The 12,427-nt window shown below is 67.4% G+C and carries 15 protein-coding genes; 2 read left to right on the top strand and 13 right to left on the bottom strand.

Going from position 1 to position 12,427, the window contains the following annotated elements:
• Positions 1-37: 37 nt before the first annotated feature.
• From ACXAF3_RS14810 to ACXAF3_RS14800, 3 genes are all read right to left on the bottom strand, one after another.
• The gene (locus ACXAF3_RS14810) at positions 38-634 is read right to left on the bottom strand and encodes an esterase/lipase family protein (RefSeq protein WP_475113094.1); all 597 of its coding nucleotides are present in this window, start codon (positions 632-634) and stop codon (positions 38-40) included.
• 12 nt (positions 635-646) lie between these two features.
• The gene (locus ACXAF3_RS14805; RefSeq protein WP_475113093.1) at positions 647-1,159 is read right to left on the bottom strand and encodes a GNAT family N-acetyltransferase; all 513 of its coding nucleotides are present in this window, start codon (positions 1,157-1,159) and stop codon (positions 647-649) included.
• A gap of 94 nt (positions 1,160-1,253) precedes the next feature.
• The gene (locus ACXAF3_RS14800) at positions 1,254-2,192 is read right to left on the bottom strand and encodes a LysR family transcriptional regulator (RefSeq protein WP_475113092.1); all 939 of its coding nucleotides are present in this window, start codon (positions 2,190-2,192) and stop codon (positions 1,254-1,256) included.
• A 118-nt stretch (positions 2,193-2,310) separates the two neighbouring features.
• Here ACXAF3_RS14800 and ACXAF3_RS14795 point away from each other — a divergent pair, with 118 nt between their 5' ends.
• Both ACXAF3_RS14795 and ACXAF3_RS14790 read left to right on the top strand, forming a co-directional pair.
• Positions 2,311-2,529: a hypothetical protein gene (locus tag ACXAF3_RS14795; protein ID WP_475113091.1), complete on the top strand. Its 219-nt coding sequence runs from the start codon at positions 2,311-2,313 to the stop codon at positions 2,527-2,529.
• Positions 2,529-3,476, top strand: a complete 948-nt coding sequence (locus ACXAF3_RS14790) for a sodium-dependent bicarbonate transport family permease (protein WP_475113090.1) — start codon at positions 2,529-2,531, stop codon at positions 3,474-3,476. The genes ACXAF3_RS14795 and ACXAF3_RS14790 overlap by 1 nt, the downstream gene beginning before the upstream one ends.
• Before the next feature lie 42 nt (positions 3,477-3,518).
• On the opposite strand, the gene mnhG is transcribed toward ACXAF3_RS14790, so the two are convergent.
• The 10 genes from mnhG to ACXAF3_RS14740 all read right to left on the bottom strand — a co-directional run bounded on the left by mnhG (position 3,519) and on the right by ACXAF3_RS14740 (position 12,394).
• Positions 3,519-3,848 carry a monovalent cation/H(+) antiporter subunit G gene (gene mnhG, locus ACXAF3_RS14785; RefSeq protein WP_475113089.1) on the bottom strand — a complete coding sequence of 110 codons (330 nt, stop codon included), beginning with the start codon at positions 3,846-3,848 and terminating at the stop codon, positions 3,519-3,521.
• A complete protein-coding gene (locus ACXAF3_RS14780) occupies positions 3,841-4,179 on the bottom strand; it encodes a cation:proton antiporter (protein WP_475113088.1) in 339 nt (112 codons plus the stop codon). The genes mnhG and ACXAF3_RS14780 overlap by 8 nt, the downstream gene beginning before the upstream one ends.
• The gene (locus tag ACXAF3_RS14775; protein WP_475113087.1) at positions 4,179-4,652 is read right to left on the bottom strand and encodes a Na+/H+ antiporter subunit E; all 474 of its coding nucleotides are present in this window, start codon (positions 4,650-4,652) and stop codon (positions 4,179-4,181) included. Before ACXAF3_RS14775 ends, ACXAF3_RS14780 begins: the two co-directional genes overlap by 1 nt.
• 25 nt (positions 4,653-4,677) lie before the next feature.
• Complete coding sequence (locus ACXAF3_RS14770; RefSeq protein ID WP_475113086.1) at positions 4,678-6,174, bottom strand: Na+/H+ antiporter subunit D; 1,497 nt, start codon at positions 6,172-6,174, stop codon at positions 4,678-4,680.
• A complete protein-coding gene (locus tag ACXAF3_RS14765) occupies positions 6,171-6,554 on the bottom strand; it encodes a Na+/H+ antiporter subunit C (protein ID WP_475113085.1) in 384 nt (127 codons plus the stop codon). Before ACXAF3_RS14765 ends, ACXAF3_RS14770 begins: the two co-directional genes overlap by 4 nt.
• Before the next feature lie 2 nt (positions 6,555-6,556).
• Entirely contained in the window at positions 6,557-6,973 is a 417-nt protein-coding gene (locus ACXAF3_RS14760; protein ID WP_475113084.1) for an MnhB domain-containing protein, read from the bottom strand.
• Positions 6,970-9,246 (bottom strand): hydrogen gas-evolving membrane-bound hydrogenase subunit E, encoded by a 2,277-nt coding sequence (mbhE, locus tag ACXAF3_RS14755; protein WP_475113083.1) that lies wholly within the window; start codon positions 9,244-9,246, stop codon positions 6,970-6,972. The genes ACXAF3_RS14760 and mbhE overlap by 4 nt, the downstream gene beginning before the upstream one ends.
• A gap of 105 nt (positions 9,247-9,351) precedes the next feature.
• Positions 9,352-10,839, bottom strand: coding sequence for a PhnE/PtxC family ABC transporter permease (locus ACXAF3_RS14750; RefSeq protein WP_475113082.1), 1,488 nt, complete (start codon positions 10,837-10,839; stop codon positions 9,352-9,354).
• 8 nt (positions 10,840-10,847) lie between these two features.
• On the bottom strand, positions 10,848-11,525 hold the full coding sequence (locus ACXAF3_RS14745; RefSeq protein ID WP_475113081.1) for an ATP-binding cassette domain-containing protein: 678 nt from the start codon (positions 11,523-11,525) through the stop codon (positions 10,848-10,850).
• Positions 11,525-12,394, bottom strand: a complete 870-nt coding sequence (locus ACXAF3_RS14740; RefSeq protein ID WP_475113080.1) for a putative selenate ABC transporter substrate-binding protein — start codon at positions 12,392-12,394, stop codon at positions 11,525-11,527. The genes ACXAF3_RS14745 and ACXAF3_RS14740 overlap by 1 nt, the downstream gene beginning before the upstream one ends.
• Positions 12,395-12,427: the final 33 nt, after the last annotated feature.

The following is a 12,427-nucleotide window of genomic DNA, read 5'->3' as shown; positions in this document are numbered from 1 at the left end:
TAGCAATGCCGCCCGGGAAGGCGCTGAATGGCGGCGGCTACCGCAAGGCGCCGCTCAGCTCCTCCGCCACCAGCGAGATCACCCTGGGGTCGGAGGGCATCCAGCGGTGCAGCTTTACCGGCACCTGGTAGGAGGCGCCGATCGGAAGCCGCGCGCTGGTATGGGGCAGTATTGTGATGTCGTACCTGGTCCAGATGGAAACCGGCGCCAGGCTAGACAGAGTGTCCATGTCGCGATTGAGCGCGGCGAGAAATTCGCTGCCGGTGCGCAGCTGCCGGCCGCCCTTGTAGGGTAAGAAATTGGCCCAGTAGCTGCCGAAGTGGGGGCTGGCGATGGAGATGAACTTGTGCACCCGCGCAAGCCCGCCCAGCTGCTGCAGATAGTGCCTGGCCACTATGCCGCCCATACTGAAGCCCACCAGCGAACAGCTGCTGCCCTCTTCCGCCAGCGCTTCCACGCGCTTTTTGAGCTGCTCCGACAGGTGTTCCATACCGTGCCAGCCGGAGTTGTATTTCAGGTGGATATAGTGGGCGCTGAAGCCCGCGGCCTGCAGGGCCTGTTGCATCCGCACCATCGACCAGCCGTAGTCGAAGATGCCGGGAATCAGCAGTACCGTTTGGCTCCTGTTGCGCATCTGCTGCATGGGCTACGGTGAGGGCGCCTCCCGTTCGGTGCGGAAAATCTCCATACCGCGGGCGCGATAGTTGTGCAGTGCGCCCGGGTGGTCCAGCGAGCAGGTGTGTACCCAGACCTCCCCGGTATCGCCCCAGCTCCAGGCGGATTCCAGCGCGTGGGTCAGCAGATAGCCGCCGAAGCCCATACCGATAAACTTTGGCGCCAGGCCGAAATAAGCGATCTGCACCCGGCCGCCGGCCTGCCGTTCGAGCTCGTAGTAGCCGGCAATGGAGCCCCGGTGGTAGGCCGCCCAGGTGCGCAGCTGGTCGCGCTCCACATAGCGCCGCCACGCCTCGTCGGGCAGCGCCAGCTTGTCGGTCCACTGCCAGGCCTCGCCCACCAGCTGGTAGAGGTAGCGGTTGAAGCGGTATTCCTTCAGTTCCGCCTCGATCACCGCCAGCCCGTCGGGGCGGGGCTTGCCGCGAATCTGCTCCGGCGAGGTCATGTGCAGATAGTAGGTGGTGACCGGTTCACGTTGACTCAAGATATTTCTCCGGGTTGCTGAGCGGGCAGATAGATTGCCGCGCCGACAGTCTGCAAGTGTCAAATTATATACGGGCTCGGAAACGGCGCCGGTTTCACGGCAGGCGCAGGTCGTGGTCGAGGGCGGCGGTGCCCTGGGTTCGCGCGTACTCGAGGAAGGCGCTCGCGGCCGGAGACAGTGGGCGCGAGCGCCGCCGCGCCAGATACCAGCGGGTATCGATCGGCAGTGTCTCCACATCCAGTATCGCCAGGCCGGCGCTGCCGCCGAACGCGAGAGTGTGTTCGGAGAGAATCGACACGCCCAGCCCGGACATGACCGCGTGTTTGATCGCCTCATTGCTCTCGATGGTCATGCGCACGTTCAGGGTCACCCGCCGGCGCGCCAGGAAGCGCTCGATCGCGTGGCGGGTGCCGGAGCCCTCCTCCCGGCGCAGGAAGGGCTGGCGCGCAAATTCCGCCAGCGGCAGCTTCTTGCTCCGCGCCAGCGGGTGCTTTGCCGGCGCTATCGCCACCAGGCGGTTGGGCAAAAACTCGATCAGTTCCAGGTCCGGCATATCCGGCGGGTGGCTGAATACATAGAAGTCGTCTTTGTCCTCGCCGGTCCGCGCGATGATCTGGCGGCGGTTGCCGACGCTGAAGCGGATATCGAGGTGCGGGTGCCGCTCGTAGAAGTCGCCGATCAGGTGCGGGATGAAATACTTGGCCGTGGTCACCACGGCCAGGCGCAACCCGCCCGCCTCGAGGCCGCGCAGTGCGGCCAGCTTCAGGCCGAGATACTCGTAGTTTTTCAGTATCTCGCGCGCGCTCTCGACCAGCGTGAGCCCGGCCTCGGTGAAGTGGATCTGCTTGCCCACCGAATAGTAGAGCGGCAGGCCGACAATATCGGAGAGCTTGGCCATCTGCATCGACACGCTGGGCTGGGTCAGGTGCAGCGCGCGCGCCGCGGCGCTGATACTGCCCTGCTCGTAGACCGCGAGGATGATCTCCAGCTGGCGCGCGGTGCCTATCTGGGCGTGGATTCTGTGTGCCGTCACTAGGATTAACCCATAAGTAATCAGTGATGGATTTAATAATAAATATCTATTTTTTTCTATGGAAGCCTTTATCGATAATCCCGCCGCTGTTTACCACCGAAGCGGATAGGGGGTTGATATGACCAATGCACAATTTCTGTTTGGGGTCGGCGTCGGCCTGGGGCTGGCGGGGCTCGGCGCCGCGCTGGCGGCCGCGGGCATCGCCGGCGGTGCCCTGACCGGCACCGGCCTGCTGGTGCTGCTGCTGAACGGCGCCTGCTGGATCGGTGCGCGCCGCGGCCGAAGCGTGGCGCAACCCGCGACCCTCCACCGGGGCAGCGCCGGAGAAGCCCGCTGATGGCGCTGGATATCGTTGTCGGCTTCTTCGTGCTCGGGGCCCTGGCACAGCTGCTGGGCAGCGACCTGCGCCTGCCGGAGGGGCTGTACAAGAGCTGTGTCATCTTCCTGTTGCTGGCCATCGGCCTCAAGGGGGGCAAGGCGCTGGGCGCCTACCCGCTGGCCACGCTGCTGCCCCAGGCCGCCGCGGTGGTCGCCTTCGGCGCGCTGCTGCCGCTGGCCGCCTTCCCGATACTGCGCTGTATCGGCGGCTGGCCGCGGGTAGACGCGGCGGCCACCGCGGCCCACTACGGATCGGTCAGCGTCGCCACCTACGCGGTCGCCGTGGCCCTGCTGGACAGCGCCGGCATCGACTACGAGGCCTATATGCCGCTGTTCGTGGCGCTGCTGGAAGTACCGGCAATAGTGGTGGGTATACTGCTCGCCGGCGCCGCCAGCGGCGCGCGCGCGGATGGCCGGCGCAGAGACTGGGGAAAAATTGCGCGCGAGATGTTCCTCAACCAGGGCGTGCTGTTGCTGCTCGGCGGCATCGCGATCGGCGCCTGGGGCGGAGAGCGCACCGCTTCCGTCATGCCTTTCTTCGGCAGCCTGTTCCACGGCGTCCTGGCGCTGTTCCTGCTGGAAATGGGGCGGATTGCCGCCGCGCGGCTGCCGGCGATACGCGAGCAGGGCGCCTTTCTGCTCAGCTTTGCCGTGCTGATGCCGCTCGTCGGCGCCGCGGCCGCGGCAGTGCTGGGCAGCTGGCTCGGGCTCAGTGCCGGCGGCGTGTTTCTGCTCGCCGTGCTCGGCGGCAGCGCCTCCTACATCGCGGTGCCGGCGGCCATGGCCGTGGCGTTGCCCCAGGCCAATGCGAGTCTGTCGATTACAGCCTCGCTCGCGATTACCTTTCCATTCAATGTACTCGTTGCGATCCCGGTCTATCTGGCGGTGATCCGTGCGTGGAATTGATGCGAGGCGCGGGTAATTCAATTTGAAACGGCGCCGGCGGACTCAGGCGCTGCCTGAGTCCCGCTCCGGTTCCACTTGGGTGTCGGCGCACACCGGTGTGCCGCTGCGAAAGGCGGCGCGGGCGATCATATGCGCGCCCACCGGCACCGTCAGGAACAGGAACAGTATCGCCGCCACCGCGCGCGCGGTTACCCGCGCGTCCTGGAACAGCAGTGCGACTGCCCCCAAAAGCAGCCCACAGCAGAGGGTGGCGGCCTTGCCGGAGGTGCTCATACGCGTGTAGATGTCGGGCATGCGCACCAGCCCCAGGGCCGCGGTAAAACCGAAAAAGCTGCCGCCCAGCATCAGCAGCGCCACCGCAATTTCAGCCATCCCCATGCTCCTGTGTTTCGTCGTCCTGTTGTGTCCGCACGCCGCCGCGCTCGATAAAGCGCGCGAAGGCCACGGTGACCAGGAAGGCCACCAGCGCCAGCGCTATGGCCGCATCCAGGTACACCGCGCGCCCCGATGCCAGCGCCAGCAGCGCGCAGTAGGCCACCGCGAGAATATTCAACACATCCAGCGCCACCACCCGGTCTGCCAGCGTGGGTCCGCGGGCGATGCGGAAAAAGCACAGCGCCAGTGCCAGCAGCAGCGCCCAGGAGGCCAGGTTGATCGACAGGTTCAGCAGCGGCGAGTCGCCGGCCTTGATCAGTTCCAGCATCAGGACAGGGCCCCCGCCACCCGGCGCTCGAAACCGTCGCGGACTTCGCGGCGGAAGGCGTCGGGGTCGTCGACAAACAGGGCGTGAATGTAGAGCGCGTCCCCGTCCGGCGATATATCCAGCACCAGGGTTCCCGGCGTCAGCGAAAGCAGCTGCGCCAGGGTGAGTATCTGGTGCGGCTCGCGGATGGCGAGCGGCACGCGGATGATCTTCGGGCGGCTGCGGCGCAGTGGGGAGAGCACTTCGCGCACAGTGCGCAGCCCGGCAAGCAGCAGTTCGCGCAGAAAGAACAGCAGCAGTCCGAGTACGCGCGGCAGCCGCTGGAAATAACTGTCGCCGCGGCGCCGGCCACGGGTCACCGCCAGTACCAGATAGCCGAGGGCAAAGCCGGCGAGAAAATTGAGCAGAGTCGCGTTGCCGGTCAGCGCCGACCAGCTGATCGCCAGCAGAAGGTTTACCAGCAGCAGTTTCATTTTGCGTTCCTCGCCAAGAGTAAACTCAGTGTCGGCCCAGCACCGCATCGACATAGGCGCCGGGGTCGAGCAGGGCCGCGGCCGCGCGCAGGGAAAACCCGACCAGCGGCTGTGGAAACAGCCCCAGCGCCAGGGTCACCAACGCCAGCGCCAGTGACGGCAGCAACCGCTGCAGCCGCTCGGCGCCGGCCAGCGGCGCCAGGCCCTGTTCGCCGCCCGGGTGATCCTTCCAGAAGGCCTCGGCCCAGATCTTGCTCATCGAGAAGAGGGTCAGAGCGCCGGTCAGCAGCGCCACCGCGGCGGTCCAGTAGGCGGTCTGGTCGAGGCTCGCCTGCACCAGCAGCAACTTGGCCCAGAAGCCGGACAGCGGCGGAAAACCGGCGAGGCCGAAGGCGGCGATGAAAAACGCCGCCGCCAACAGCGGGCTGGCGCGGTAGAGGCCGCCGATGCGCCGCAGCTCGAAGCTGCCGGCGAGGCGCGCCGCGGTGCCGCTGATCAGCAGCAGATTGGTCTTCGCCACTATGTTGTGCACCATGTAAAAGATGGCGCCGGCCAGCGCCAGCGGGCTGTAGAGGGCCAGCCCCAGCACCAGAAAACCGATCTGGCTGATGATGTGGAAGGCGAGGATCTTGCGGAACTCGTAGTGGGCCGCGGCGCCGAGCACCCCGGTCAGCATCGTCAGCAGCGCGGCCGGCAGCAGCAGCTGGTGCACCAGGCCGTCGCCGGCGGGAAATATCAGCGTGAAGGTGCGGATCAGCGCGTAGACGCCCACCTTGGTCAGCAGCCCGGCGAAGACCGCGGTCACCGCCACCGGCGGCGCGTGATAGGAGGCAGGCAGCCAGAAAAACAGCGGAAACAGCGCCGCCTTGATGCCGAAGGCCACGAGCAGCAGCACGCCCAGTGCATCCACCGCCGCCGGGTTGTCGATCGCGGCCACCGCCAGGTGCAGCCGCGCCAGGTTCAGGGTGCCGGTGAGACCGTACACCAGGCCGATCGCGGTCAGTATCAGCAGGGTCGAGACCAGGTTCAGCGCCAGGTACTTGATCCCCGCGTCCAGTTGCCGCGGCTCTCCGCCGATGACCATCAGTGCGAAGGACGCGATTAGCATCACCTCGAACCAGACGTAGAGATTGAACAGATCGCCGGTTGCGAAGCTGCCGCAGACGCCGGCCAGCAGCAGCTGGTAGTAGCTGTGAAACCCGAGGCGCAGGCGCGCGCGGTCGATATCCGCCAGCGCGAAGACCGCCACCGCGATACCGATCACGCCGGTGATCAACAGCATCACCGCGCTCAGCGGATCGGCGGCCAGGGAAATGCCGTGCGGCGCCGGCCAGCCGCCCATCTGCGCCGCCACCGGCCCTCTGCGCGCGACGGTGACGAATATCGCCAGGGTGGCGAACAGCAGCAGCGCGCAGCTGCCGACGCTGATCGCGCGCGTCACCCCGGGCCGCTGCCGCGTCAGCAGGGTCACCAGCGCGGCGGTGATCGGCAGCAGGAATGGCAGGGCGAGCAGCCAGCTCAAAATCCGTGCTCCCGTTGCGTGCCGGCTTTCGCCACCGGCTCGGTCAGGCGCATGGTGTCGGCGTTCAGGGTGCCGAGCATGCGGTAGCTGTCGACGATCAGCGCCAGCGCGAAGGCCAGCAGGCCGAAGCCGATCACTATGGCGGTCAGAATCATCGCCTGTGGCAGCGCATTGGCCACCGGCGCCGCCGGCGCCTCCAGGCCGGCGCCGATCAGCGGCGGCGCCGCGCGGGTAAGGCGGCCGGCGGCGAAAATCGCCAGGTTGGCGGCGTTACTGAACAGGATCAGGCCGAACAGATAGCGCAGCAGGTTGGGCGCCAGCATCAGGTAGACCGCAGTGGCCGTCATGGCGCCGACGAGAAAGGCGAGGGCGGTTTCCACGGTCAGTTGTCCTCCAGGGCAAAAAACAGCACCAGCACCGAGCCCAGTACCGCCAGGTAGACGCCGATATCGAAGGCCAGTACGGTGGACAGCGGCAGCCCCTTGCCGCCTGCGCCGCCGCCGATAAAAAGCCACAGGCCGGTAAACGGCGCCCTGCCGGCCAGCAGGCCCGCGGCGCCGGACAGCAGGGCGAGCAGCGCCCCGGCCGCGGCGAGTTTCAGCGGCGCGACCCGCAGCGCTCCCCGCGCCGCGCCGACGCCCCAGGCCAGTGCAAACAGGATGAAGGCCGCAGCGGCGATCAGCCCGGCGATAAAGCCGCCGCCCGGCTCGTTGTGGCCGCGCAGCAGCATGTAGATGGAAAACAGCAGGATCAACGGCGCCAGTATCCGCGTGGCGCCCTGCAGTATCGGCGACTTCATCGGCCCGGCTCCCGGCGCCCGCGCAGCAGCGCGGCGGCGGCCAGCGCCGCGGCGAAGACCACGAGAATTTCACCGAAGGTGTCCAGCGCGCGGAAATCCACCAGGATCACATTGACGATATTGCGCCCGTGGGCCTCCGGCACCGCCGCCTGCTCGAAGTAGTCGCGGGTGGCGGGGTCGATCGGCTGCTGCAGAACCGACAGCAGCGCCGCGGCGACGGCGCAGCCCACCGCGGCGGCGAGCAGCGCGTTACCGGCGCGGGCGGCGATGCGCTGCGGGGGCGCGAACAGCGGCAGCCGGTGCAGGGTCATGGCGATCATGACCAGGAACAGCGTCTCTACCAGCAGCTGGGTGATGGCCACGTCCGGTGCGCCGAAGAACAGATAGATCAGCGCCAGGCCCACACCGAGGGCGCCGAGGCCGCAGATGGCCGTCAGCGGCCGCCGCGCCGCGGCCGCCGCCAGGGCGCCGGCGAACGTCAGCGCCATCGCCGCCCACTCCTTGATCGTCAGCTGTGGCCATTCGGGCGCGGCCGCGTCGCCGCCGCGCAGCAGCGCGATTGCCAACAGCAGCGCCAGCGCCGCGAACACCGCCCGCAGGTAACCGCTGAGAAGGCCGTGCTGCAGCCGCCGCGTCTGGGTGGCGGCGAGGGTGTCCAGGCCGGCGATGGCGCCGTCCCAGGCGCGGTCGGCGCTGAGTGGCAAGCGCGGCGCCAACCGGGCCATCAGTGCGCGCAGCCGGTGCTGGGCGAAAAACACGATGATACCGAGGACGAGGGTCACCACACTCAACAGCAGCGGCAGGTAGAGGCCGTGCCAGAGTTTCAGCTGCACGACTTCCGGGCGCCCGAGAATGGCCGTGACCGCCGGCTGCACCAGGCTGTCGGCGACCAGACTGGTATCCATACCGAAGGTCAGGCCCAGGCAGGCCAGCAACAGCGGCCCGATCCACAGGCCGGCGGCGGCCCGGTGCTCGCCGGCGCGGCGCTGGGGGTGGCCGAGAAAAGGCTTCAGCACCACCGTGGCGGCCACCGTCACCATCAGTGCATTGGCGAACACCGCCGCGCCGGCCACCAGCATCGGCTCGGTGGCGATCGCCAGCGCGCCCTCGTATTTCAGCTCCTTGCCGATAAAGCCGAGGAACGGCGGAAAGCCGGCCATGGACACCGCCGCCGCCAGCGCGGCGGCGAAGGTGGCCGGCAGTTTGCGCCACAGGCCGCCGAGTTGGGTGAGTTCGCGGGTGCCGGTGGCGTGGTCGATGACGCCCACCACCATAAACAGCGCCGCCTTGTAGAAGGCGTGCACCAGCACGAAGGTAATGGCCGCGGCCACCGCCACCGTGTCGTCGGAACCGAGGAACATGGTGAGAGTGCCGAGGGCCACCACCGTGGTGTAGGCGAGCGCCAGTTTCAGGTCTGTTTGGCGCAGCGCCAGCACCGCGGCGACCACCGCGGTGGCCGCGCCGGTCAGCGTCAGCGTCCACTCCCACAGGCCGCTGCCCGCCAGCGCCGGGTGCAGCCGCGCGATCAGGTAGATACCCGCCTTCACCATGGTCGCCGAGTGCAGATAGGCGCTCACCGGCGTCGGCGCCGCCATCGCGTTGGGCAGCCAGAAGTGGAAGGGGATCTGCGCCGATTTGGTCAGCGCGCCGGCGAGGATCAGCAGCAACATCGGCGTGTAGAGGCTGTGGGCGCGGATTCTCTCCCCCGCCTGCAGTACTTCCGTGAGCTGCAAGCTGCCGGCGGCGGCGCCGAGCAGCAGCAGGCCGGCGAGCAGACACAGGCCGCCGAGGGATGTGACCAGCAGTGCCTGCTGGGCCGAGCGCCGCGCCTTCGCACCGGCGTGGTTGAAGCCCACCAGCAGGTAGCTGGCGATGGTGGTCAGCTCCCAGAACACGAACAGCGCGATCAGGTCGGCCGCCAGCAGCAGGCCCAGCATGCCGAGCATAAACAGCAGCAGGTAGAGAAAGAAGCGCGGCAGCAGCGGGTGGCCGCGCAGATAGAGGCCGGCGTAGAACACGACAAAACTGCCGATGCCGCTGACCAGCAGCGCAAACAGCAGGCTCAGGCCGTCGAGCATAAACGCGAGGGATACACCCAGCTCCGGCACCCAGGCGATGCCGAACTTTACCGCGGCGCCGGCGCGCACCTGGGGCAGCAGCGCCAGCAGCCAGGCGGTCGCGCCTGCCGGAAAGGTCAGCACCAGCAGCGTCAGGGTCGTGTCGCGCCCGCCGGGCCGCGCCGGTGCGGCCCCGCTGTGCGCCGTGTGGTTCATGGGTATCCATCCCCGCAGAGTGGCGCGGCAACTGCCCGCCGGTTGCCGCCAGGGCTGCGCGCGTTTGCCGTTTCGGTGCGGAAATTGTAGACGCTGGCGTGACCTTTACGGCGACGCGAAGCGGTGGCGCAGCCGGCGCGACAGCCAGTCGGCGGCCAGCGTCAGCGCGGCGCTGACGGCAATCAGAATCAGCGCCACGTCGAAGCGCAGGAATTCGAACGCCGAATCGATATAGAAGCCCAGGGTCGGAATGCCCAGCACACCCAGCATCGCCGTCTCGCGGATAATGATTTCCCAGCGGTAGAAGCAGTAGGCCAGGAAGCGCTGGTACAGGGTGGGCACATAGTAGTAGGCGAAGCGGCCCAGCGGGCCGGACGGAACGGCGGCGCCTTCCAGTTCGTCGCTGTGGCGGCCCAGCAGGTGGCCGATGATGGCGCCGTTGTGCAGCGTCATCGCGATAATGGCCGGCAGCATCGAGGGCCCCAGCACCATCAGGCCGATAAAATTCAGCAGATACTCCGGCAGGGATCTGAGCACCAGCAGCAGGCCGTCGCCGGCCCTTCTGGTCCAGCCGCTGACGAAGTGCGACGAATTCAGCGTGGACCCCGCCAGCGCGAAGATGCCGGTCAGCACCAGCACTATCTGCGCCAGAAGCGCCGTGTTCCAGACGCCGGTGGCCGCCTGTTCGCCGAGCCACAGCAGCCAGCGCCCGGTTTTCTCCAGCGCCCAGCCCTCGCGCAGCGGCGCCGGCACGCAGTCCCACAGGAACTGCGCCAGATTGGCCGCACTCCACTCGGCGCCAAGCGGTTTGGCGACGAAGGCCGCCGGCACCAGAGCCCACAGCAGCTTGGCGCGGAACCAGAAGCGCAGCGAGTAGACCAGTGCCAGCAGTGTCAGCAGCAGCGCACTGGCGGCACTGTAGTCGCCGCTGCGCAGCGCTGTCTCCAGATGAAACCCCAGGGTCGGCAGGCCGATAAACCCCAGCACCACCGAAGAGCGCAGCGCGCACTCCATGCGATACGCGGTGTAGTTGCGCATCGCCTGCGCCGCCAGCGGCAGCCGGGTGTAGAAGAAATGGCTGACGCCGCCGCGCCCCGCCGTCGGCAATGCGTCGGCCGGCGCGGGGTCGATCTCCTCCAGCTGCTCGCCGTAGACCTTGGCCAGGGTGCCGCTGAAGGGGAGCACTATCGCCAGCACCCCGGCCAGGGTGGAGATACCGAGCACCTGAATAAAGAGCAGCGCCCAGAAGACCTCGTGCACCGAGCGCAGGCAGGCGGCCAGAATCCGCACCCAGGCCAGCTGGTAGAAGACCGCGAACACAAAGCCGAGGGCGGCGGCCAGCACCACCCCCTGCAGCGAGAAGGTCAGGGTGTGGACGACCGCATCCAGCCACTGGCGCGGGTCGTCGATGCGCGGCGTCACCAGTCCCTTGGCCATCAGCCACAGCTCGTGGCCGGGGCTGGGGTTGCCGATATCGATATCCGCAAACGCCAGGCAGAGCAGCGCGACGGCGGCAAAGTAGAGGGTGAGTTTTCTCAGGCTGCGCGTCTGTCCGAAGAAGCGCGCCGCCGGCTGCACACTGGATGGCGTCATCGGGTGCGTCACCGGTACAGCCGCGCGATGGATTCGCTATCGAGCCCTTCGGCGGGGCTGTCGAGGACGATTCGTTGGTCCTTCAGGCCGATAACCCGGTTGCACACTTCTAGCGCCAGTTGCGCATTGTGCAGGGCGATAACCGATGTGCCGTGGCGCTGCGCCAGCAGTTGCAGTATCCGCTGCCCCTGCACCCGATCCAGCGCCGAAACCGGCTCGTCTGCCAGCAGCACGGGCTTTTGCTGGTACAGGGCGCGGGCAATGGCGACGCGCTGCTGCTGGCCGCCGGAGAGTTCGCCGGCCTTGTGCCACAGCAATTCCGCGATACCGAGCGGCTCCGCCAGTGCGGTGATTTCCGCCTTGAAGCGCGGCGACGGCAGCAGCAGGTTTTTCAGGTTCACGAAGGCGGAGTGGCGATCCAGGGCGCCGGCATAGATATTGTGGAAGGCTTTCAGCTGCGGCACCAGCGAGGCCTGCTGCGGGCACCAGCTGGCCCTGTCGGCCAGCTGGCGGCGGATATGGCGCAGCAGCGTGCTCTTGCCGGCCCCGCTTTGGCCCAGCAGCGCGATATGGTCGCCCTCGCGGATGGTCAGTCGATCGACGCTCAGCGCCAGCCGGTCGGTTTGGTTGCGGTTGTCGCTCGGATAGGTCAGCCGGCAGTCCTGCAGTTCGAGCAGAACCGACATCAGAAGTCGTCGAGCAGGCCGATGGATTGCGCCGTCTGCTCAATGGCCTCGTAGACGCTGTTGTCCGCCGGAACGAATTTCGTCCGCGGGAAGCTGTCCAGGATTGCCCTGTCGTCGATGGCCAGCAGCGCCGCGGCCAGCCTGTCCTTGAAGCCGGCGCCGAACTGCGTATCTATGTCGCCGCGCACCGTCCACTGGTAGTCGGCGTAGGCCGGCGTGGTCCAGATCACCGAGACCAGCTCCGTATCTACGGCGCCGTTGGCCACGGCCTTTTCCCACACCGCGTAATTGACCGCGCCTACCTCGAAGGCGCCGGACTGCACCAGCGCGATGGTGCGGCTGTGATCGCCGCTGAAACCGACGCGGGAGAAGACGGCTTCGGGCGCCTGGCCGAATGCCTCGCGGATATAGAACTCCGGCATCAGCCGCCCGGACGTGGAGCCCTTGGAGCCGAAGGTGAAGGTCCTGCCGGCGATGGCCTGCGGCAGCGCGTCGCCGGCCTGGATACCGGTATCCCTGTGGGCGATAAAGTAGCTCTTGAAGAACTGGTCCTCGTAACCCTGGGCGATGGCCTCGGAACCCGGCACGGCCCTGCGCGCCTGCACCCCGGACAGGCCGCCGAACCAGGCCAGCTGCACCTGGTTGTTCCTGAAGGCGGTGATGGCCGCCGGGTAGCTCTTCACCGGTATGTAGTTGACGTCCACGCCCAGCTGCTCGGACAGGTAATCGGCCACCTGCCCGAAGCGGCGTACAAGCTCGGCTTCATTCTGGTCGGGAATCGCGGTAAAGGTGAATTGCGGGCGCTGGGTATCCGCGGCGTAGCCGCCTATGGACACCAACAGGGCCAGTAATGCGGTTAAATAGCGCATCGGAAAAGGCCTTTTGGTGAAGTGTTGATCGGG

It is taken from the genome of Microbulbifer sp. ABF4_143 (assembly GCF_056160225.1).
The sequence above is the reverse complement of the archived record's forward strand: the minus strand, read 5'-3'. Positions and strand labels throughout refer to the sequence as shown.